Source organism: Kribbella sp. NPDC026596, from assembly GCF_040638415.1.
Classification (GTDB): Bacteria; Actinomycetota; Actinomycetes; order Propionibacteriales; family Kribbellaceae; genus Kribbella.
On sequence record NZ_JBEZYF010000010.1, the window covers coordinates 50742 to 70886 of the forward strand.

The 20145-nt window shown below is 68.7% G+C and carries 21 protein-coding genes; 13 read left to right on the plus strand and 8 right to left on the minus strand.

Features of this window, described 5'->3' with window-relative positions:
- Window positions 1–6: 6 nt before the first annotated feature.
- The 6 genes from AB0E63_RS10640 (at window position 7) to AB0E63_RS10665 (ending at window position 6225) form a co-directional block, all read left to right on the plus strand.
- Window positions 7–822: a carbohydrate ABC transporter permease gene (locus AB0E63_RS10640; RefSeq protein ID WP_360364039.1), complete on the plus strand. Its 816-nt coding sequence runs from the start codon at window positions 7–9 to the stop codon at window positions 820–822.
- Between the two features lie 17 nt (window positions 823–839).
- Window positions 840–1616, plus strand: coding sequence for a ThuA domain-containing protein (locus AB0E63_RS10645; protein WP_360364041.1), 777 nt, complete (start codon window positions 840–842; stop codon window positions 1614–1616).
- Window positions 1609–2700: a Gfo/Idh/MocA family oxidoreductase gene (locus AB0E63_RS10650; protein WP_360364043.1), complete on the plus strand. Its 1092-nt coding sequence runs from the start codon at window positions 1609–1611 to the stop codon at window positions 2698–2700. Before AB0E63_RS10645 ends, AB0E63_RS10650 begins: the two co-directional genes overlap by 8 nt.
- 192 nt (window positions 2701–2892) lie before the next feature.
- The gene (locus AB0E63_RS10655) at window positions 2893–5298 is read left to right on the plus strand and encodes an arylsulfatase (protein WP_360364045.1); all 2406 of its coding nucleotides are present in this window, start codon (window positions 2893–2895) and stop codon (window positions 5296–5298) included.
- Window positions 5299–5321: 23 nt separating this feature from the next.
- A complete protein-coding gene (locus tag AB0E63_RS10660) occupies window positions 5322–5840 on the plus strand; it encodes a DUF1269 domain-containing protein (RefSeq protein WP_360364047.1) in 519 nt (172 codons plus the stop codon).
- Window positions 5841–5847: 7 nt separating this feature from the next.
- Window positions 5848–6225, plus strand: a complete 378-nt coding sequence (locus tag AB0E63_RS10665) for an STAS/SEC14 domain-containing protein (RefSeq protein ID WP_360364049.1) — start codon at window positions 5848–5850, stop codon at window positions 6223–6225.
- A 58-nt stretch (window positions 6226–6283) separates the two neighbouring features.
- Here AB0E63_RS10665 and glmM read toward each other — a convergent pair whose 3' ends face one another.
- Genes glmM through rplM form a run of 3 tightly spaced genes read right to left on the minus strand, consistent with a single transcriptional unit; the run spans window position 6284 to window position 8639 of the window.
- Window positions 6284–7630: a phosphoglucosamine mutase gene (gene glmM / locus AB0E63_RS10670; RefSeq protein WP_360364051.1), complete on the minus strand. Its 1347-nt coding sequence runs from the start codon at window positions 7628–7630 to the stop codon at window positions 6284–6286.
- 7 nt (window positions 7631–7637) lie between these two features.
- A complete protein-coding gene (gene rpsI / locus AB0E63_RS10675) occupies window positions 7638–8150 on the minus strand; it encodes a 30S ribosomal protein S9 (protein WP_360364277.1) in 513 nt (170 codons plus the stop codon).
- 45 nt (window positions 8151–8195) lie between these two features.
- On the minus strand, window positions 8196–8639 hold the full coding sequence (rplM, locus tag AB0E63_RS10680; protein ID WP_360364053.1) for a 50S ribosomal protein L13: 444 nt from the start codon (window positions 8637–8639) through the stop codon (window positions 8196–8198).
- Window positions 8640–8927: 288 nt separating this feature from the next.
- Here rplM and AB0E63_RS10685 point away from each other — a divergent pair, with 288 nt between their 5' ends.
- Together AB0E63_RS10685 and AB0E63_RS10690 are read left to right on the plus strand one after the other, a co-directional pair.
- Window positions 8928–10214 carry a citrate synthase gene (locus AB0E63_RS10685; protein WP_360364055.1) on the plus strand — a complete coding sequence of 429 codons (1287 nt, stop codon included), beginning with the start codon at window positions 8928–8930 and terminating at the stop codon, window positions 10212–10214.
- A gap of 106 nt (window positions 10215–10320) precedes the next feature.
- Window positions 10321–11118: an SDR family NAD(P)-dependent oxidoreductase gene (locus AB0E63_RS10690; protein WP_360364279.1), complete on the plus strand. Its 798-nt coding sequence runs from the start codon at window positions 10321–10323 to the stop codon at window positions 11116–11118.
- 71 nt (window positions 11119–11189) lie between these two features.
- On the opposite strand, the gene AB0E63_RS10695 is transcribed toward AB0E63_RS10690, so the two are convergent.
- On the minus strand, window positions 11190–11645 hold the full coding sequence (locus tag AB0E63_RS10695; protein ID WP_360364057.1) for a nuclear transport factor 2 family protein: 456 nt from the start codon (window positions 11643–11645) through the stop codon (window positions 11190–11192).
- A gap of 120 nt (window positions 11646–11765) precedes the next feature.
- On the opposite strand from AB0E63_RS10695, the gene AB0E63_RS10700 reads away from it, so the two are divergent.
- Window positions 11766–12314: a TetR/AcrR family transcriptional regulator gene (locus AB0E63_RS10700; RefSeq protein WP_360364059.1), complete on the plus strand. Its 549-nt coding sequence runs from the start codon at window positions 11766–11768 to the stop codon at window positions 12312–12314.
- Window positions 12311–13303: a hypothetical protein gene (locus tag AB0E63_RS10705; RefSeq protein ID WP_360364061.1), complete on the plus strand. Its 993-nt coding sequence runs from the start codon at window positions 12311–12313 to the stop codon at window positions 13301–13303. Before AB0E63_RS10700 ends, AB0E63_RS10705 begins: the two co-directional genes overlap by 4 nt.
- On the opposite strand, the gene AB0E63_RS10710 is transcribed toward AB0E63_RS10705, so the two are convergent.
- Both AB0E63_RS10710 and AB0E63_RS10715 read right to left on the minus strand, forming a co-directional pair.
- Window positions 13300–14748: a hypothetical protein gene (locus AB0E63_RS10710; RefSeq protein WP_360364063.1), complete on the minus strand. Its 1449-nt coding sequence runs from the start codon at window positions 14746–14748 to the stop codon at window positions 13300–13302. The genes AB0E63_RS10705 and AB0E63_RS10710 overlap by 4 nt on opposite strands.
- Before the next feature lie 39 nt (window positions 14749–14787).
- The gene (locus AB0E63_RS10715) at window positions 14788–16470 is read right to left on the minus strand and encodes an ATP-binding cassette domain-containing protein (protein ID WP_360364065.1); all 1683 of its coding nucleotides are present in this window, start codon (window positions 16468–16470) and stop codon (window positions 14788–14790) included.
- Between the two features lie 107 nt (window positions 16471–16577).
- Here AB0E63_RS10715 and AB0E63_RS10720 point away from each other — a divergent pair, with 107 nt between their 5' ends.
- From AB0E63_RS10720 to AB0E63_RS10730, 3 genes are all read left to right on the plus strand, one after another.
- Window positions 16578–16997, plus strand: a complete 420-nt coding sequence (locus tag AB0E63_RS10720) for a hypothetical protein (RefSeq protein ID WP_360364067.1) — start codon at window positions 16578–16580, stop codon at window positions 16995–16997.
- 358 nt (window positions 16998–17355) lie between these two features.
- Window positions 17356–18159, plus strand: a complete 804-nt coding sequence (locus AB0E63_RS10725) for a hypothetical protein (RefSeq protein WP_360364069.1) — start codon at window positions 17356–17358, stop codon at window positions 18157–18159.
- A gap of 255 nt (window positions 18160–18414) precedes the next feature.
- Window positions 18415–18924, plus strand: coding sequence for a hypothetical protein (locus AB0E63_RS10730; protein ID WP_360364071.1), 510 nt, complete (start codon window positions 18415–18417; stop codon window positions 18922–18924).
- On the opposite strand, the gene AB0E63_RS10735 is transcribed toward AB0E63_RS10730, so the two are convergent.
- Together AB0E63_RS10735 and AB0E63_RS10740 are read right to left on the minus strand one after the other, a co-directional pair.
- Entirely contained in the window at window positions 18863–19624 is a 762-nt protein-coding gene (locus AB0E63_RS10735) for a hypothetical protein (protein ID WP_360364072.1), read from the minus strand. The genes AB0E63_RS10730 and AB0E63_RS10735 overlap by 62 nt on opposite strands.
- A complete protein-coding gene (locus tag AB0E63_RS10740; RefSeq protein ID WP_360364074.1) occupies window positions 19617–20138 on the minus strand; it encodes a SigE family RNA polymerase sigma factor in 522 nt (173 codons plus the stop codon). The genes AB0E63_RS10735 and AB0E63_RS10740 overlap by 8 nt, the downstream gene beginning before the upstream one ends.
- Window positions 20139–20145: the final 7 nt, after the last annotated feature.

Genomic DNA, 20145 nt, shown 5'->3' on the forward strand with positions numbered 1-20145 from the left:
ACGACGATGACAGATTCCACCGTCCGTCGTGCGGTCTACACCGTGATCGGCGTACTGATCCTGGCCGTGATGCTGTTCCCGGTCTACTGGATGGTGAACGCCTCGCTGCAGCCGTCCGGGAACACGCTGACCGCCGGTTTCCTCCCGTTGCATCCGACGTTCAGCGGCTACAAGCGGGCCCTCGACGAGCAGGGCGGGAACCTCGTCACCAGCATGATCATCGCGGCCGGGACCGTCGTACTCAGCCTGGCCATCGCGACCCCGTGCGCCTACGCACTCTCGCAGTTCCGGTCCCGCTGGGTCTCGGTCGGGCTGCTGGCGATCCTGATCTCGCAGATGATTCCGGGCATCGTGATCGCGAACGCGCTGTACGCGGCGTACGAGCGGATCGGGCTGCTGAACTCGATCCCGGGCCTGATCGTGGCGAACTGCAGCAGCGGTATCCCGTTCGCGATCCTGATCCTGCGCTCGTTCATGATGTCGCTGCCGCCGTCGCTGGTGGAGGCCGCGCGGGTGGACGGTGCCGGGCTGTTCCGTGCGTTCGTCGCGATCGTGCTGCCGATCAGCAAGAACTCCCTCATCACCGCCGGGTTGTTCAGTTTCCTGTTCTCCTGGAGCGATTTCCTGTTCGCGCTGACGCTGACCACCAAGGGCGGCGTGCGGCCGGTGACGCTCGGGATCTACCAGTACCTCGGCACCCAGGTGCAGAACTGGAACGCGGTGATGGCGACCGCGGTGCTCTCGGCGATCCCGGCCATCGTGCTGCTGGTCGCCGCACAGAAGTACATCGCCGCCGGTGCCATCGGCGGAGCCGTCAAATAACTCTCTAAGGATTGACTATGACGATTCGTGTACTCGTCTGGGGCGAGAACCGGCACGAGCAGGTCGAGCCGCACGTCGCCGAGATCTACCCCGACGGCATGCACAGCACCATCGCCAACGGAATCAGCGAGAACCTGGGCGACGAGGCCAAGGTCGGTACGACGACCCTCGACGAGCCGGAGCACGGACTGACCGAGGAGGTGCTGGCCGAGACCGACGTACTGGTGTGGTGGGGTCACGCCGCGCATGGTGAGGTCGAGGACAAGGTGGTCGAACGCGTGTACCAGCACGTGTTGTCGGGTATGGGCCTGGTCGTGCTGCACTCCGGTCACTGGTCGAAGATCTTCGGCAAGTTGATGGGTACGTCGTGCACCCTGCGCTGGCGTAGTGAGCGCGATCGCGAGCTGGTCTGGACGGTGAACCCGACGCACCCGATCGCGCAGGGTGTGCCGCACCCGATCGAGATCGAGCAGCAGGAGATGTACGGCGAGTTCTTCGACATCCCGGTCCCGGACGAACTGATCTTCGTGTCGTCGTTCTCCGGCGGCGAGGTGTTCCGGTCCGGCTGCACGTTCCGCCGGGGGCACGGGAAGATCTTCTACTTCTCGCCCGGCGACCAGGACTACCCGGTGTACCACCACAAGGACGTCCGCAAGGTGATCGCGAACGGGGTCGCGTGGGCGATGTCGGACCGGCCGGAGCGCGCCGTTCCGACGCTGCTGCGGTACGAGAGCGGCGACTTCTTCAACGGTCACGGGTACGCCGGGCCGATCGAGGAGCCGGCGGATGCCTGACCCCTTGCGCGTTCTCCAGGTCGGCGCGGGCGGGATGGGCCGCGCCTGGCTTCGGACGATCGCCGACAATCCGGAGGTCGAGCTCGTCGGATTGATCGACCTCGACGTGGACGTGGCCCGGGCTGCCGCCGACGAGCACGGATTCGGCGACGTCCCGGTGGCGACCTCGATCGACGAGCTCGCCGGCGGCGCTGACGCGGTCATCGACGTGACCGTGCCGGTCGCGCATCCCAAGGTCAGTGTGGATGCCTTGTTGCGTGGGCTTCCCGTGCTCTGCGAGAAGCCGCTGGCCGAGACGGTCCGGGAGTGCCTGGCGATGGTCGCGGCGTCGGAGGTGAGCGGGAAGCTGTTGATGGTCTCGCAGTCCCGTCGCTACTTCCGGGCCGGAGCTGCCTTCGGCCGGCAGCTCGCTGAGCTCGGCACGATCGGGTCGCTGTCGTGCGAGTTCTTCAAAGCCCCGCATTTCAGTGGATTCCGGGAGCGGATGGCCGAGCCGCTGCTGGTCGACATGGCGATTCACCAGTTCGACCTGTCCCGCAAGCTGATCGGCTCCGAGCCGGTGTCGGTCTACTGCGAGTCGTACAACCCCGACTGGAGCTGGTTCGACGGCAACGCGGCGGCTTCCGCCATCTTCCAGTTCGCCGATGGCACCCGTTTCGCCTTCACGGGCAGCTGGTGCGCACCAGGGCTGGAGACATCCTGGAACGGCAGTTGGCGGGCGAGTGCCTCAGGCGGTACGGCGACCTGGGACGGAGACAACCCGCCCGTCGCGGAACTCGCGACCGGTGAAGCCCTGCCGGCTGTCCTGGCCGACGATCCCGAACAGATCGCCGGCTCGCTGGTCGAGTTCGTCGCCGCGGTCCGCGAGTCGACCGTCCCGCAGTCCGAGGTCCACTCCAACGTGATCAGCGTCGCCATGGTCGAGGCCGCCGTACGCTCGGCCTCGCTCGGTACTCCGGTGCGGATTGCGGACGTCATCACCGACGCCCACACCGAGGCACTGGACACCGTCCAGGACCCGACCCTGCTCGCCGCCCTGCGGGCCTGGCCCGACCCACTGAAGGCAGTCGGCCTGGAACCCTGAGCTCCGCGGTATCCGGGAGACCAGTACGCCGGAGAAGCGCAGGCTTCTCCGGCGTACGACGTCTCGGGGCAGGCAGGGGCGGCGAGCTCATCCCCCGTGAGGGATGGGCGGCACGGACCCTGAACCTAACGTGGCCGTCGAGAGGAAGACCGGTCCTAGACGCCTGGCGTCGAGACGAGAGGACGTCGACCCGTGCCGGACACAGGAATCGACCGCAGCCAGCTCCCGATCCGGCGACCACGGTTCGCAGGAGCGACGGAGCGGACACTCTCCGGCTCCGCGCCGGACTGGAACCAGGCGAGCCACGTGCAGCCGCCCGACGGTGCGCCGAATGTGCTCCTCGTCCTGATCGACGACGCCGGCTTCGGTAATCCGAGTACCTTCGGCGGTCCGATCCAGACGCCCAACTACACGCGGCTCGCCGAGAACGGCCTGCGGTACAACCGCTTCCACGTCACGGCACTCTGCTCGCCGACCCGGGCGGCGCTGCTGACCGGGCGCAACCACCACCGCGTCGGCTTCGGCATGGTGGGCGAATTCTCCGGCCCCTTCCCCGGCTACAACGCGACCATCCCCCACGATTGCGCGCCGTTCCCGCGCATCCTCCAGGAGAACGGCTACCTGACGGGCGGCTTCGGGAAGTGGCATCTGACCCCGGACAACCAGCAGGGGTTCTCGGGACCGTTCGACCGGTGGCCGACCCGGCTCGGATTCGACTACTTCTGGGGCTTCCTCGGCGGCGAGGCCGGACAGTACGACCCGCTGATCGCCGAGAACCAGAAGATGATCGGCGTCCCCGCGGCGAAGGGCGCCGATCCGTACTACATGCAGGATGACCTCGGCGACCAGACGATCGACTGGCTGCACCGGATCCGCTCCGAGAAGCCGACGACGCCGTGGTTCGCCTATGTCGCCACCGGCTGCAGCCACGCGCCGCACCATGTGCCACGCAAGTGGTCGGACAAGTATCGCGGCGCGTTCGACGAGGGCTGGGACGTGATGCGTGAGCAGACGTTCGCGCGACAGAAGGCGCTGGGCGTCGTCCCCGCCGACGCGCAACTGCCGCCGCGCAACGACGCGTTCCCGACCTGGGACTCACTCGACGAGACGCACAAGCGCCTCTACGCCCGTCAGATGGAGGTCTACGCGGGGTACTCCGAGAACGCCGACTGGAACATCGGCCGGATCGTCGACGCGATCGACGAGATGGGCGAGCTGGACAACACCGTGATCGTCTGGATCTGGGGCGACAACGGCGCGAGCATGGAGGGCACGCTCACCGGCACGTTCAACGAGATGACGACCCTGAACGGGATCCCGCTCACGCCCGAGCAGCAGATGGGGCTTCTCTTCAAGCAGGGTGGTCTCGAGGCCTGGGGCGGCGAGCAGCTCGCCCCGCACTACTCGGCCGGGTGGGCCTGGGCCGGCAACACGCCGTTCGACTGGGGCAAGCAGGTCGCCTCGCATCTCGGCGGCACGCGGAACCCGCTGGTTGTGCATTGGCCGAGCGGCATCAGCGACGCGGGCGCACTGCGGAGCCACTACACGCACGTGACCGACATCGGCGCGACGGTCCTCGACCTCGCCGGGATCCCGATGCCCGACTCGGTCGACGGCGTCGAGCAGCAGCCGTTCGACGGTGCCACCTTCGCCGACTCGTTCGCGGACCCGGCCGCGCCGGAGCGCCACACGCAGCAGTACTACGAGATCCTCGGCAACCGGGCGATGTACAAGGACGGGTGGCTGTACTGCCAGCGGATGCAACGGATCCCGTGGTCGTTCGACCCGGAGGCGCTCAAGAAGTTCGGGCCAGGCTGGGATCCCGACGCCGATCCGGTCGAGCTGTACTACCTGCCCGACGACTTCACCCAGTCGAAGAACCTGGCCGCCGACCATCCGGACAAGACGAAGGAACTCGCCGAGCTCTTCTGGGCGGAGGCCGACCGCAACAACGTGCTGCCGCTGCTCGGCGGACTGACGTCGTTCTTCGGCATGGTGCCGCCGTTGCCGGAGGAGTCGAAGTTCGTCTTCCGGGGCGACATCCAGAACATCCCGAGCGGGATGATTCCACGCATCTACAACCACTCCTACACGATCAGCGCCGACCTGGTCGTGCCCGAGGGCGGCGCGGAGGGAGTGATCGTTGCCGAGGCCGACCATCTCGGCGGCTTCGCGCTCTTCGTGCAGGACGGGCTGCTCAAGCACACCTACTCGATGCTCGGGGTGTTCGTGTACACGCAGGCGGCCGAGCAGCCGCTGCCGACCGGCGAGGTCGCTGTCGAGCTCGTGTTCACGGCCGACGCGCCGAAACCTGCGACCGGCGGTGAAGTGACGCTGCTGGTCAACGGCGAGCCGGTCGCCACGGGGCGGATGGAGCACACGGTGCCGGGCCGCTTCTCCGGCTACTCCGGCATGGACATCGGTCGCGACAACGGCCTGGTCGTCGACCGCAGCTATGCCGACAAGGCGCCGTTCGCCTTCACGGGCGAGATCAAGCAGGTCGTCTTCGACGTCGCGCCCGACCTGACCGACGAGGACAGGCACGCGCTGAACGAGCACGCGGCTCAGGCCCTGGCGGCCCATGCCGCGAGCGCCTGAGACGCAGGGCGAAAAGGAGCATCATGAGTGACAAGGACCAGCTGGACGTCCTGATCGCTGTCTACCTCATCCCGGACTTGGCGCAGCAGGACTTCGACGCCTACACCAAGCTCGCGGCCGACGGCGGGATCACCACCGACGGGGTGGCTCTGGTCCTCAAGGACGCTGACGGCGAGGTCACCGTCAAGGAGACCGGCGACCACCTGGGTCACAGAGGAGCCAAGGCTGGAGCCGGCGTCGGCCTCGTCATCGGGCTCTTCGCCCCACCGCTGCTGGCGTCGACGGTCGTCGGTGCCGCGGTCGGCGGGCTGGCCGGGAAGTTCGCTCGCCACCGCGTGAAGGCCGGTATCGGCGACAAGCTCGACGACGCGCTTCCGCCGGGATCGGCCGGCATCATCGCGATCTACGCGCATGCCGGGGCCGACGCGGTCGCGGGGGCGCTCAGCAACGCGATCCGCACCTCGATCGCCCAGATCGACAAGGCCTCGGCGGACGAGCTGAAGGCCGGGCTGAAGGAAGCATCCGCCGGACTCTCGGGCTAGGCACCCGATGATCGAGCTGATCGACGGGCTCCCCGACGGGGTCGTCGGCCTCGTCGCGATCGGGCAGATCGAGTCCGCCGACTACGACGCGGTCGCGGCGCCGGCGGTGCACAAGGCGCTGGAGCGTCACCCCCGGATTCGCGTCATCCACGTACTCGACGACCGCTTCGACGGCTACACCGCCGGGGGCGCGTTGCAGGACGCCATCCTCGGCCTGGCCCACCCACGCTCCTTCGACCGCATCGCCGTCGTCTCGGACGCGGACAGCATCCGCCGACTCGTCACGCTCGCGGGCTGGTCCATTCCCGGCGAGGTCAAGCTGTTCCCGAACCGGGAGCGCGAGCAGGCGACGGCATGGGCCGTCGAAGGCCTCGCAGCACCCTGATGGCGTGGCTCCCCGGCCCGGTCGAGTGGGAACCACGCCCGCGAGGCGTTTCGCGTGGCTAGAGCTTGAGAGCGGCGGCTACCGTCTCCGCCAAGGAGTGGGCGATCTCGTGCGCGGTGTCCGAGGACTCGGCTTCGACCATGACCCGGACCAGCGGCTCGGTGCCGGAGGGACGGAGCAGGACGCGGCCGGTGTCGCCGAGCCGGATGGTGGCATCGGCGACCGCGGACTGGACCGCCGGATCGTCGCCGGCGCGGGACTTGTCGACGTTCTTCACGTTGACCAGGACCTGCGGCAGGCGAGTCATCGCACCGGCCAGATCGCTCAGGCTCTTGCCGGTCTGGGCGAGCCTGGCGAGCAGCATGACCGCGGTCAGCGTGCCGTCGCCGGTGGTGGCGTGGTCGGACAGGATCACGTGCCCGGACTGCTCACCGCCGAGCTTGTGGCCGCCGGCCTTCATTGCCTCGAGCACGTACCGGTCGCCGACCTTGGTCTGCTCGACCGCGATCCGCTCCCGGACCATCGCCTGGACGAAGCCCAGGTTGCTCATCACGGTGGCGACCACGGTGTCGTTGGACAGCCGACCGCTGTCGCGCATGGCCAGCGCCAGGATCGCGAGGATCTGGTCGCCGTCCACGAGCTCGCCGTTCGCGTCCACCGCCAGGCAGCGGTCGGCGTCACCGTCGAGGGCGATCCCGAGGTCCGCCCGGTGACCGATCACCTCGCGCTGCAGGCCCTCCAGGTGCGTGGAGCCACAGTTCAGGTTGATGTTCAGTCCGTCGGGTGCGGCGGCGTACGTGATCACCTCGGCACCCAGCCGGCGCAGGGCCTCGGGCGCGGTCTGGGACGCGGCGCCGTTGGCGCAGTCGATCACGACCTTCAGGCCGTCGAACCGGTTCGGCGCGGAGCGGACCAGGTGCGAGACATAGGTCTCGAAGCCCTGCCCGTCGTCGAACACGCGACCCACGGCCGCGCCGGTCGGGCGCTGCCACTCCTCGCCCATCCGGGCCTCGATCGCGTCCTCGATCACGTCGTCCAGCTTGATGCCACCGCGCGCCAGGAACTTGATGCCGTTGTCCGGCATCGGGTTGTGGCTGGCGGACAGCATCACACCGAGATCGGAACCGGTCGAGCCGGTCAGGTACGCCACGGCCGGCGTCGGCAGCACGCCGAGCCGGACCACGTCGACGCCTGCGCTGGCCAGACCGGCCACCACGGCGGCTTCCAGGAACTCACCACTGGCACGCGGATCCCGCCCCACAACGGCGCGTGGCCGATGCCCTTCGAAGGCACCGGCCTCGCCGAGTACGTGAGCTGCCGCGACCGAGAGGTCGAGCGCCAGCTCCGCGGTCAGGTCCACGTTCGCCAGGCCACGGACTCCGTCCGTGCCGAACAAACGACCCATCAGATAATCAGCGCTTGCTGTACTGCGGCGCCTTGCGGGCCTTCTTGAGACCAGCCTTCTTCCGCTCCTTGATCCGCGCGTCACGGGTGAGCAGACCGGCCTTCTTCAGACCCGGGCGGTTCGCCTCCTCGTCGGCGGCGTTCAGGCAACGGGCCACACCGAGCTGCAGCGCACCGGCCTGGCCGGTGATGCCACCGCCGTTGATCCGGGCAATCACGTCGTACGAACCCTCGAGGCCCGCGACGACGAACGGCTCGTTCACGTGCTGCTGGTGCACCTTGTTCGGGAAGTAGACGTCCAGCGGCTTGCCGTTGACGGTCCAGTTACCCGTGCCGGGGACGAGACGCACACGCGCCACGGCCTCCTTGCGGCGACCGGTGGCGCCGGCCGGGTTGATCACCGCGACCCGACCCGTCTCGGCGCGCTGCTCCGGAGTCGGGTTCGTCTCGGAGGTGTAGGCGACCGGGCCCTCGCTGTCGATGGGGACCTCGGGGTCGAGTTCTGCGGTATCGGTGGTGATGTCGCTCACGCTGTGAATCCTCGTTTACCTGGCTCGTCGATCGCTCTACTGGGCGATCTGGGTGATCTCGAACGGCTTCGGCTGCTGGGCCGAGTGCGGGTGCTCCGGACCGGCGTACACCTTCAGCTTGGTGAGCAGCTTCCGGCTCAGGCGGTTCTTCGGCAGCATGCCCCAGACAGCCTTCTCGACGGCCTTACGCGGGTCCTTGTCGAGGATCTCGCCGATCGGCGTGGCCGTCAGACCACCCGGGTGACCCGAGTGGCGGTACGCCAGCTTGTCCGTCCGCTTGGTGCCGGACAGGGCGATCTTGGAGGCGTTGATGACGACGACGAAGTCACCGCCGTCCACGTGCGGCGCGAACGTCGGCTTGTGCTTGCCACGCAGCAGGGTGGCGATCTGGACGGCAAGCCGACCGAGCGTGACGTCGGTGGCGTCGATCACGTGCCACTCACGGGTGACGTCAGCAGGCTTCGGGCTGTACGTGCGCACGGTCGTTGACCTTCGTTTCTCAGAGGTTGACAAAACTGGTACGTCGGCGAGCGGTCCGCCGACGTGGCTGTGTGCAGGTAACGGACCTGGAACGCACAACAGCAGCCCAGAATACCGGCGACGGCGCCCCGGGGTCAAAGCGAGCCCAGGCGCTCAGGAGCCCCCGGCTTGGAAGCAGCTGAGGACAGCACTAGTTTAGCGGTGAAGATTGCAGTCCGAACCCGCGTCCCGCCGGCTGACTTACCCTCATTCATCCAGGCGATGACGCCAGCTTCCGAAGAGGGCATTGTGACCGAACAGTCGCTCACCGTCCGGGACAACCGGACCGGCAAGGACTTCGACCTTGCCATCACCGATGGCACCATCCGTGCCGCCGACCTCAAGCAGATCAGCGCATCCGACGACGACGGCGGGCTCGCCACCTACGACCCCGGCTTCGTCAACACGGCCTCGTGCCGTTCCTCCGTCACCTTCATCGACGGCGACAAGGGCATCCTGGAGTACCGCGGTTACCCGATCGAGCAGCTCGCCGAGCAGTCGAACTACCTCGAAGTGGCCTACCTGCTGGTCAACGGCACCCTGCCGAACAAGGCGGAGTACGAGGCCTGGGCACACGACGTGACGTATCACACGTTCGTGCACGAGAACCTGAAGACCTTCATGCAGGGCTTCCGCTACGACGCGCACCCGATGGGGATGCTGCTCGCGTCGGTCGGGGCGCTGTCCACGTTCTACCCCGAGTCGCGCAACGTCTTCGACGAGGAGTCCCGGGCACTGCAGATCCGGCGGCTGATCGCGAAGATGCCGACGCTCGGCGCGTTCGCGTTCCGGCACGCCCAGGGCAAGCCGTACGTGTACCCGGACAACGAGCTCAGCTACACGGCGAACTTCCTGTCGATGCTGTTCAAGATGAGCGAGCCCAAGTACGCCTCCGACGATCGCCTGGTGCGGGCGCTGGAGATCCTGTTCATCCTGCACGCCGACCATGAGCAGAACGCCTCCACCAACGCGGTCCGAGCGATCGGCTCCACCCAGGTCGACCCGTACACGGCGGTTGCCGGCGGCATCGGCGCGCTCTACGGCCCGCTGCACGGTGGCGCCAACGAGGCGGTGCTGAAGATGCTCCGCCGGATCGGCTCGGTCGACCATGTGCCGTCGTTCATCGAGGGCGTGAAGGCCGGCGAGGAGCGGCTGATGGGCTTCGGCCACCGGGTCTACAAGAACTACGACCCGCGGGCCAAGATCATCAAGAAGGCCGCCGACGACGTGTTCGAGGTGACCGGGATCAACCCGTTGCTGAAGATCGCCGTCGAGCTGGAGAAGATCGCGCTGGAGGACGAGTACTTCGTCTCCCGCAAGCTCTACCCGAACGTCGACTTCTACTCCGGCCTGATCTACGAGGCGTTGTCGTTCCCGCCGGAGATGTTCACCGTGCTGTTCGCCATCCCGCGCACCTCGGGCTGGCTGGCCCAATGGCTGGAGATGCTCGGCGACGGCGACCAGAAGATCGCCCGCCCCAAGCAGATCTACACCGGCGCCCGAGGCGTCCAGTACGTCCCCATGGGCGACCGCTGACCCCACACACAAGAACGGCCCCTCCCTTACGGAGGGGCCGTTTCTCGTATCCGCAGAAAGAACGGCTGCGTTAAGTGGTGGGAGCGGTTAGCTTCGGGGGATGGGCATGTTGGAGGGGAAGGTTGGGCTGGTTACGGGGGCCAGTCGGGGGGTGGGGAAGGGGATCGCGCTCGGGCTTGGGGAGCAGGGGGCGACTGTGTATGTGACGGGGCGGACGGAGACCGGCGGGGCGCAGCCGACGCCGTTGCCGGGCACGGTGCAGGAGACGGCCGCGGAGGTGACGGCGCTGGGTGGGCGTGGGGTGGCGATCGCCTGCGACCATCGCGACGATGAGCAGACCAGGAGGGCCGTCCGGCAGGTGGTGGACGAGGCCGGGCGGCTCGACGTACTGGTGAACAACGTTTGGGGCGGCTACGAGTACTTCTGGGACGGCACGCCGTTCTGGGAGGAGGCCGGCTTCTGGACCCAGCCGATCGAGCGCTGGGACTCGGCCTTCCAGGCCGGGGTGCGCGCCCACTACGTGACCACCGTGGCGGCGGCTCCGACGATGGTCACCCAGGGATCGGGCTTGATCGTCAACGTGTCCTCGGAGGGCGCCGTGAAGACCGACACCGGCGTCGCCTACGGCGCGGCGAAGGCGGCCACCGACCACCTGGTCGCCTGCATGGCCCATGAACTCCGCGACCACGGCGTGACCGCGGTGTCGTTGTACCCAGGCCTGGTCCGCACCGAGTCAGTCCTACGAGCAGCCGAGTACATCGACCTGTCCGACTCGGAGTCCCCGTTGTTCGTCGGCCGAGCAGTAGCAGCCCTGGCCGCCGACCCTGACGTCACCCGCCACACCGGCCAGGTCGTCAGTACCGCCGGGCTCGCCGAGGAGTACGCCTTCACCGACCCTGGGTGATGTGCAGTGATTGGAGATGGCCCCGGGCGGGCTTGGTGCCTCGGTCCGGGGCCATCCGGCGCCTCTGCCGACTACGACGCGGCCGGGGCGCCGGCCGGTTCCCGGAGTTTCGCGACGAGCTGGTCGACCTGGCCACGGGCCCGGATCATCGCCAGGTGGTCGATGTAGTCGCGGGACTCGACGATCAGGCCGTCGCGGACCCGCAGGACGAAGATGGCCGGCACGGTGAACGGCTCACCGGTCGCGATCACGGTCCCGGCGTACTCGAACTCGGCGACGACCACCTCGGGGTCGGTGGACTGATGGACCCGGATGTTCTCCGGCTGGAACCGCACCACCTCGGTGACCCGTGGACCGTTCGCGCCGAAGTGCTCCCGGAGCGCGTCGCGGGACAGCAGCGGGTGGTCGCCGTACGGATTCATCGGATGCCGTACGTCGGTCTGTTCGGCGTACAACTCGGGGAGCACCGCGAAGTCGCGGTCGGCGACGCCGTGGACCAGCTTCAGGAAGACCTCTTCGGGAGTCATCGGGGTTCCTCACAAGGTTAAATGGAGTGACGACTCCGAATATACGGAGTGGTGACTTCGTTTACAACCCGGGCGCGGTCTGGCGCGTCTCCTAGGCTGAGGGCGACGAAGGGGAGCAGGGTGCGAGCAGACGCGCGGGACAACCGGGCCCGGATCATGACCGCGGCGGACGAGGTCTTCGGGCGGTCGCCGAGCGCGTCCACCGACGACGTGGCGCGGCTGGCCGGCGTGGGGATCGCGACCGTGTTCCGGCACTTCCCGACCAAGACCGAACTGCTCGAGGCCGTGCTCACGCTGCGGCTGGAACGGCTGCGCGACCGGGCGCTGGAGCTGGCGGACAGCGATGATCCGGGTACGGCGTTCTTCGGATTCTTCACGCAGGTCGTGTCGGAGTCCGCGTCGAAGCTGGCGATCGCCGAGGCGCTCGGCGCGGCCGGCTCGGTGGCCGGAGCGGACGCACGGCAGGCGGGCAGCGGTCTGCGGGAGGCGTTCGACGGGCTGCTCACGCGGGCTCAGCGGGCGGGCGCCGTACGGAAGGATGCCGAGTTTCCCGAGGTTTACGCCCTGCTGATCGGCGCCTCGCGGGGCGCGACCGCGACCGGGCTCGAGCCAGACATCCGGGATCGGATGCTGGCGTTGATCTACGACGGCCTGAAGCCGCGTTCGTGAGGCGGCGCTGGTCTCGTCGGCACCGGGTCGTGCTGGTGGTCGCGCTCGCCATCGTCCTCCTGGTCTCGGCGTACCCGATCTCCCTGCGGGTGGCGTACGCCGGTGAGCCCTCGGCGGAGGCACGGACGCGCAACCACGACGCGTTGTGGCTAGGGCATGCGTGGGTGGACGGACGGAAGACGGCGGCTGACGTCACTGCGCTGGCCAAGCGGCTGGACGGCACGGGGATCCGGGACCTGTACGTGCACACGGGGCCGTTGGAGCACGACGGGTCGTTGCCATTGGCAAAGGTTTCGCCGCGGGCCGCGTGGTTCGTGGCAGCTGTGCGCGCTGCGGCTCCCGACGTCCGCGTGCAGGCGTGGTTGGGTGACGTCGTTCAGCCGGTGAAGAACCCTGGCATGGATCTGGACGACCCGGCCGTCCGGAAACGAGTGGTGGCGTCGTCGGCCGCCGTACTCGACCAGGGCTTCCAAGGTATCCACTTCGACTTCGAGCCGGTGCACTCCGGGTCGAAGGGCTTCCTCGCCGTGCTGGACGAAACACATGTGCTCACAGCTGCCCGCGGCGTACCACTGTCGGTTGCAGCGGCCCAGATCGACCCACTCTGGCATTTGAATACCTTGGGCAAGTGGTGGTCACAGGACTACTTCGGTGAGGTCGCCCGCCGGGTCGAGCAGATCGCCGTGATGTCCTACGACACCGCCATGCCTCTGGAGTCCTTGTACGGCGGCTATGTCGCCAAGCAGACCAAGCTGGCACTCGAGGTCACTCCCCCATCCACAGACCTCCTGATGGGACTCCCGGCGTACTGGGAGAGCAATCCGTCCCACTGGGGCCACGCGGAAACCGTCCAGGCCGCGGTAAGAGGCGCTCGCCTGGGACTGGGCACCTCGAGCCGGCAGAACTTCGGTCTGGCCATGTACGTCGACTTCACGGCCACCCCGGACCACTGGGCGGCGTACCGCGACGGCTGGTGCGCCGCCCCCTAGAACGGGTTCCAGATGACCAGCAGCAGTACTACGCAGACCACAGTGTGCAGACCCTCAGTCGCGAGGAAAGGCGTGGCCCGACGTCGGCCCGGTGGCGTGGGCACAGCGATCGGCGCGGCCAGCAGGACACCGGCCAAGGCCGGCCGGTGCCACCAGGCGGCCGGCTCCAGCGGCAGGGACCAGGGCAGCTCGGGAATCTCCCGGGCCGGATCCACCAGCCTGGCCCCCGTCGCGGGAGGAGGTCCGCTGCTGCTGTCGTCGGCGCCGAGGTCGATGCTGTCGACGGACTCCCGGCTCCACGGCGTACGGCGCGGTCCACGCAGCGGCGCGATCGGCCGGAGTGGAACGTCGCCGATCAGGACCGTCGGCCAACTGCCCTCGGCGAGGTCACCGACCAGCAGGGCGTCACCGCGGTAGCGCCGCAGCGTGTGGGTCCACTCCTGGCGGACCGCTGCCGGAGCGTCGTCCTCGTCGTCCAGACCGTCGATCGCGGCGAACAATCGCTCGTCCGCCTCCTCGTCGTCCAGCTCGAGGTTCACGAAGCCCAGGAGTACGCCGTCGGTGGAGCTGATAGCAAAGAGCCCCGAGGCGTCCGGGGCGATCCGGATCGGCAACGCCTCCGCTCTCCAGGCCTGGCGCGGACGAGCCCGGCGGCGCCCGAGGTCGCGGAGCACCAGGAGGATCGCCAGCGCCCACGCACCGCCGGCGACCGTGTACCACGGGGTGTAGTCCGAGGGCTCGGCCTGCAGCCGGATCCAGTCGCGGTCGACGGGATCGATCAGCACCGGGACCCGCGTCCCGGGTGGGTAGTCGTCGATGACAGTGGCGGTGCTGGTGCTGCCGTCCGGCAGCTTGAGACGCAGATCGCCGTCGTCGGTGTGGCCGTCGGCCACGGCCGTCTGCTCGATTGCCCGCCAGATGTGCGCTTCCTCCCGCTGGGTCTGCCAGTTCATGACTCCCCAAGCGGCCGCTCCCACGAGCACCAGTACGGCGGCGACGCCGAGCCGGCCGGTGAAGCCGGGCGGCCGCGCGCCCGGAACCATCACCGGTCTCCTCGGCAGCTCCGCGGTCAGAGCTCGCTGCCGGCGGTGGCCGAGGACCAGCCAGATCAGCAGGACCGCGCAACCGGCGGCGTACACGGTCCATGCGGTCCGAGCCCCGGCCACATCGTCGTACCGCAACTCCAGGACGAGGAACAGCAGACCGGCGGTCGCAGCCAGGCGGGGCCGCCACCACCACAGCACCAGGGACGCGAAGCAGGCGATCATCGCCAGCGAGAACGTCCGATCCGGGCCGCAGACCGTCGGATCCGTGACCGAGCACGGCCGATCGTCCGACGCGATCGACACCACGAGCGCCGCGACCCATCCGACCGGCATGAGCCACCGGTAGAGCCAGCTGGGTACGACGGTGCCGGCCCAGCGGGCAGCCAGCTCAGCTGTCATCCAGGTTCCCCCCTCGCTGCTGTGGGAGAACCTTAATGGTCAGCGTGCCCGCTCGACGCGGCCTTCGTCCCAGACTGGTTCGTTGGATTCGTAGACGGAGCCATCGGCCCCGAAGACCAGGTGACGGTCGAAGCCGCGGGCGAACCAGCGGTCGTGGGTGACAGCCAGGACGGTGCCGTCGAAGGAGTCGAGGCCTTCCTCCAGGGCCTCGGCCGACTCGACGTCGAGGTTGTCGGTGGGCTCGTCGAGCAGGAGCAGCGTGGCGCCGGACAACTCGAGCAGGAGGATCTGGAACCGGGCCTGCTGCCCGCCGGACAGACTGTCGAAGCTCTGCTCGGCCGCGTGGGCCAGCTCGTAGCGGTCCAGCTTCCGCGACGCCAGCTCGCGGCCCATGCCCTCCCGATGGTCGTCGCCCCGGTGCAGGATCTCCAGCAGCGTTCGGCCGACCAACTCCGGGTGCTCGTGGGTCTGTGCGAACCAGCCCGGCCGGACGCGCGCTCCCAGCTTGGCTTTACCGGTGTGCGCGACCGGCGCGATCTCCACGTCGCCGACCGGCTGGTGCTCCACGTCCGGATCCGACCCACCGTTGGCGAGCAGCCTCAGGAAGTGCGACTTCCCCGAGCCGTTCGAGCCGAGTACGGCGACGCGTTCGCCGTACCAGACCTCCAGGTCGAAGGGCTTCATCAGGCCGGTCAGCTCCAGGCGCGTGCAAACGACCGCCCGCTTGCCGGTGCGGCCCCCGGTCAGCCGCATGCTGACCTTCTGCTCGCGCGGCAGCGCCTGCGGCGGGCCCGCCTCCTCGAACTTGCGCAGCCGGGTCTGCGAGGCCCGGTAGCGCGACGCCATGTCGGAGTTGTACGCCGCCTTCTGCTTGTACATCAGCATCTGGGCCCGGAGCTTCGCGTGCTCCTCGTCCCAGCGTTTCCGCAGCTCCTCGAACCGCTCGAACCGGTGCTGCCGCGCCTCGTGGTACGTCTTGAAGCCACCGCCGTGCGTCCAGGCATTGTTGCCTGCTGCACCTAGTTCCACGGTGACGATCCGGGTCGCGGTGTTGGCCAGCAGCTCCCGGTCGTGGCTGATGTAGAGCACGGTCTTGTCAGTGCTACGCAGCTGGTCCTCCAGCCACCGCTTCCCCGGTACGTCGAGGTAGTTGTCCGGCTCGTCGAGCATCAGGACCTCGTCCGGGCCACGCAGTAGGGCCTCCAGCACCAGGCGTTTCTGCTCACCGCCGGACAGCGTCTTCACCTCGCGCCAGCGACAGCGGTCGAACGGTACGCCGAGAGCGGCCGTCGTACACACGTCCCAGAGGACCTCGGCGTCGTACCCGCCGACCTCGCCCCAGTCCGCCACCGCTTGGGCGTACTTGAGCTGGGTCTTCTCGTCCTCGGCCTCCATCATCGCCAGTTCGGCCTTGTCCAGCTTGGCCGCGGCCTCCCGGATGGCGTCCGGCGCAACCCTGAGCAGCAGGTCGCGCACGGTCGACGAGTCCCGGACCGAGCCGACGAACTGGCGCATCACGCCGAGTCCGCCGGAGCGCGAGATGCTGCCGCTGTGCGGTTTCAGGTCGCCCGCGATGATCCTGGTCAGCGTGGTCTTGCCGGACCCGTTCGCGCCGACCAGCGCGACCTTGGCCCCGTCCCCGACCCGGAACGTGATGTCGTCCAGCAACACCCGCCCGTCCGGCAGCTCGTAGCCAACCCCGGCGACATCCACGTGACCCATCCCACCAGTCTGACGGCCCGGCCCCCACCAGGCGAACAGTTATCGCGGGGAAGAGACCCTCCGGGCCGGAATGATCTGCGCTGTCCTGAGGTGAGGAGAGGGTGCGGATGCGGACCGACGCTCAGTACGAGGCCTTCGAGGCAGAGCTCCAGCGGCAGTTGGACCTGCTGTACGGCGCGGACTCGTTGACCGTCGACGCGGAGCGGAGCCGGCTGCGTGCGATGGCCGAGCAGGTGGAGAACGCGGAGTGGCGGCGGCGCGCCATCGCCCGGGCGGAGCACCTGCCCAGGCTGCTGGCAGGTCCGCCGCCAGGAACCAGTGCGCCCTATCTGGAGGCGCAGCGGCTGTACGCCGAGGCAGTCATGTCAACGGCGTCACCCAGCGACCGCATCTCCGCACTGCAGCGCACTGTGGAGCGCATTGGCGGTCTGGCCGCGCAAGCGCCTCCCGCCGAGGCAGGCGCCGTACTGATGCTGAACAGCACGCTCGTCGAGCTGATCGGCGTGCTGTCGGAGGAGACGCGGTGAACGATCTGCAGCGCGGACCGGAGATCCTCCCTGGCACGTGGGAGCACGAGTGGATGACGCGCGTGGTCCGTGCGGTCGAGCAGCGCGCCGGCCGGTTGTCGAACTGGAACGGAAGACTGTACGAGGAGCCGTTGCCGGTCGCGGGCCGGGTGGACAGCGATGGCAGCATCACGGTCAATCGAGCCGCCGTACTGGAGCCGGCCCGAGTCGCCGACACCACCGACCAACGGCTCGCACCCGACGCGGGTACGCCGCTGGCAGGGCCGCCGTACACGGGTTGCAGCTGGCCCGGCTCTCCCTGTCGACACCTGGTGACGAGAGCCTCCCCGGTGCCACCAAGCTGGGCTCACTCGAGGACATGGCACTCGAGCAGGCGCTCGCCGACCGGTGGGCGCACCACCACTCCGACGAGGCGATGCTCGAGGACATCGGGATCGGCTGGGATCAGGGTGTGAGCACGAACGTGAGCGCGAGCTCACCTGCCTACACCACAGCCACGGACACGATGATGTACACGCTGTCCGGCCAGAGCGGCGTACCGGTGAGCGAGCTGCGGGCGACGATCGAGAAGACCGGTCGCGCGCAGCGCTTCACCGCGATCGCCGACCAGATGATCGACAACAAACTGGGCGACCTCGTACCGGACGAGCACCGCGCAGAGGTCCGCGAGGCGCTCTCCGGGCCGGTACGGCGCGAGCTCCGCGGGCTGACGATGACGGAGCTCAGCCAGCACGCTCATCCGGGCACCAAACTCTCCTGGGGCCACGAGTCCGCCGAGTGGGCGATGACCGAGCTCAGCGCGAATCTCGAGGACATCGAGTCGCACTACCGCGGCTGGAACGAGCAGCATCCCGGCACCGAGCCGCCCAGGATGCCGGCGGAACTGCACGACACCTTCGGCGACCGGCAGGAAGAGGTGCGGCAGGTCTGGGCCGACCGGGGCTGGCCGGCGCAGGAGCCGGTGCAGGGGTACGAGGACAACGCGACGCTCCCCGAGCAGTCGTACCCGTCCGCGCAGCAGCAGGAGATCAAGGACCTGCAGCGATTCCTGTGGTCCCACACCGGATCAACCGCTCCGGCCCGCCCCGCAACTGCCGCCGAAACCTCCGACAATGTGCACAAGCTCGACACACGGCGCACTCCGGGCCGCGGCGTCGAGTGATCGATCCCTTCCCCCTCGGCCTCGAGATCCCCCGCGGCACCCGCGAGTACGCCTGGGTGGCGAGCATCGTGGAGGCGGCCGAGCGACGCAGCGGCGTACCGTCCCGGTGGAACCGGCGGCTGTACGAGGAGCCGCACACCATGCTCCTCGCCACCGCACGTGGCGACGGAGCGATGACGGTCAGCCGGCCGAACATCACCGACCCCGTCCTGCGCGCGTACGACGTACCCGGGCTACAACGCCGGCGTCAACGGCGTGATCCACGGCCTGCACAAGCTCACCGGTCTGCCGCCGGACGAGGTCAGAGTGGCGATCGAGCGCACGCCCCGGCTGCAGCGGTACAACAAGATGGCCGATCTGCTCATCGACAGCCGACTGGACGGTCTGATGCCACCGGAGCACCGCTCCGAGGTGCGTGCCAAGCTGGCCGGGCCGCTGCGGTATGAACTTGGGGCGCTGACGAGGTACGAGGCTCCGAACGGCGACCCGAAGAAACTCGACGGTCTCGGCCGGGAGTTCTCGGCCCGGGCCATCCGGAACGTCGGGCGGGAGCTGGAGTGGATCGAGTCCGACTACCGTCGCGCGGTGGATCCGGAATCCGCACATCTGCAGAAGTTCCTGCAAAGCCCAGGAGGCACTGTGGCAGGTGCCGGCGCGCGAGGTGCGGCCGCGGCCGCCGGAGGGGCCGCGGCCGCTGCACCGGTCACCAGTCTTTCAAGGCGTTTAGATAGGTTCCGCCCGGCGGACGGACCGTCCCGGTCATGAAGAGTTTGAGCGGGGCGGCGTACAGGCCGTAGGTGTGGGTGCCGGTGAAGAAGCCGGCCGAGTCACAGCCGTCGTACTCGACCCAGATCTCACGGATGCCGGCCGCCGTGTCGAACCGCAGCACGATCGCTTCCGACGGCTGTGCGGTCTGCGGCGCGCACTTGAACACGGGGAGAGCCGGGTTGCGTTCCGGCAGCACCTTGATCGCGTCGACCACTTGCTGTGCGACCTCCGCAGTGAAGCCCTGCTGTCCGAGCAGCGCACCCGTGGTGAGCTGGTAGCGGCACGCCTGGAGCCCGAGCACCGGGGTGTTCAGGTCGAGCCCTGCCGGTACGTCGTGCGGCCCCTCGGCCTTGAGAATCGGGTGATCGGCAGGGCAGCTCACCGCGGCCTTCGGAGGAACCAACCCCTGCGACGACTTGTCACCGCTGGACGCCGCCCCCTCGCTCTGGCCGCTGCTGTCACTGGCGTTCGAGGCGACCGGTGACTCACCACTCGCCAGGTTCCACACGCCGCCGATGGCGACCGCCACCACGAATGCCGCCGCGGCCATGCTCAGCGTCTGCCGCCGCTTGCGGACGCGCCGGCGCGCCTCTGACGCCATCCCCCGGCCGCGCAGGTCACCAGCGGCATCGGCCTGGCTCTGGAACGCCGAAGTGATCTTGGGGCCGAGCTCCTGCTCAGGGTCGTGCTCAGGCATCCTCGGCTCCTTCCTTGCTCAGCGTGGTCTTCAGCGCCGCGAGTGCTCGATGGACGTGCGACCGGGCGGTCGCCTCCGCGCAGTGCAGCAGCTCACCGATCTCGGCGTACGAGAGCTCCTCGTAGAAGCGCAGTACGACGGCTGCCCGCTGCTTGTCCGGCAACGTCGCGCACAGCGCCCAGACGGCGTCCGACTCCGCCCGTGCGGCTGCCCCGTCCGGAGCGGCCAGGGCTGTCCTCACGGGATCGTCCGACGGCGCCTCGCGCCGGCGGAACCGCCGCCACCAGGAGATGTGCGCGTTCACCACCATCCGTTTCACGTACGCCTCGGGGTCGTCGGCGCGGCTCACCCGGCTCCAGCGGGCACAGGCCGTCGTCAGGGCATCCTGGACGGCGTCTTCGGCCAGGTTCGCGTCGCCTGTGAGGACGTAGGCGAACCGCAGCAGGGCGTCCGCCTTCGCGGTCACCCACAGCTCGAAGTCGAGCGAGCCAGTCCGTGCCTCTGCTGCCGCCAAGGCTGCC

Excerpts from the sequence above, each read along its gene's own strand:
- AB0E63_RS10640 (WP_360364039.1), top strand. The coding sequence starts at position 7 with ATGACAGATTCCACCGTCCGTCGTGCGGTCTACACCGTGATCGGCGTA.
- AB0E63_RS10645 (WP_360364041.1), top strand. The coding sequence starts at position 840 with ATGACGATTCGTGTACTCGTCTGGGGCGAGAACCGGCACGAGCAGGTC.
- AB0E63_RS10650 (WP_360364043.1), top strand. The coding sequence starts at position 1,609 with ATGCCTGACCCCTTGCGCGTTCTCCAGGTCGGCGCGGGCGGGATGGGC.
- AB0E63_RS10660 (WP_360364047.1), top strand. The coding sequence starts at position 5,322 with ATGAGTGACAAGGACCAGCTGGACGTCCTGATCGCTGTCTACCTCATC.
- AB0E63_RS10665 (WP_360364049.1), top strand. The coding sequence starts at position 5,848 with ATGATCGAGCTGATCGACGGGCTCCCCGACGGGGTCGTCGGCCTCGTC.
- glmM (WP_360364051.1), bottom strand. The coding sequence starts at position 7,630 with ATGGGTCGTTTGTTCGGCACGGACGGAGTCCGTGGCCTGGCGAACGTG.
- AB0E63_RS10690 (WP_360364279.1), top strand. The coding sequence starts at position 10,321 with ATGTTGGAGGGGAAGGTTGGGCTGGTTACGGGGGCCAGTCGGGGGGTG.
- AB0E63_RS10695 (WP_360364057.1), bottom strand. The coding sequence starts at position 11,645 with ATGACTCCCGAAGAGGTCTTCCTGAAGCTGGTCCACGGCGTCGCCGAC.
- AB0E63_RS10710 (WP_360364063.1), bottom strand. The coding sequence starts at position 14,748 with ATGACAGCTGAGCTGGCTGCCCGCTGGGCCGGCACCGTCGTACCCAGC.
- AB0E63_RS10715 (WP_360364065.1), bottom strand. The coding sequence starts at position 16,470 with ATGGGTCACGTGGATGTCGCCGGGGTTGGCTACGAGCTGCCGGACGGG.
- AB0E63_RS10720 (WP_360364067.1), top strand. The coding sequence starts at position 16,578 with ATGCGGACCGACGCTCAGTACGAGGCCTTCGAGGCAGAGCTCCAGCGG.
- AB0E63_RS10725 (WP_360364069.1), top strand. The coding sequence starts at position 17,356 with ATGGCACTCGAGCAGGCGCTCGCCGACCGGTGGGCGCACCACCACTCC.
- AB0E63_RS10735 (WP_360364072.1), bottom strand. The coding sequence starts at position 19,624 with ATGCCTGAGCACGACCCTGAGCAGGAGCTCGGCCCCAAGATCACTTCG.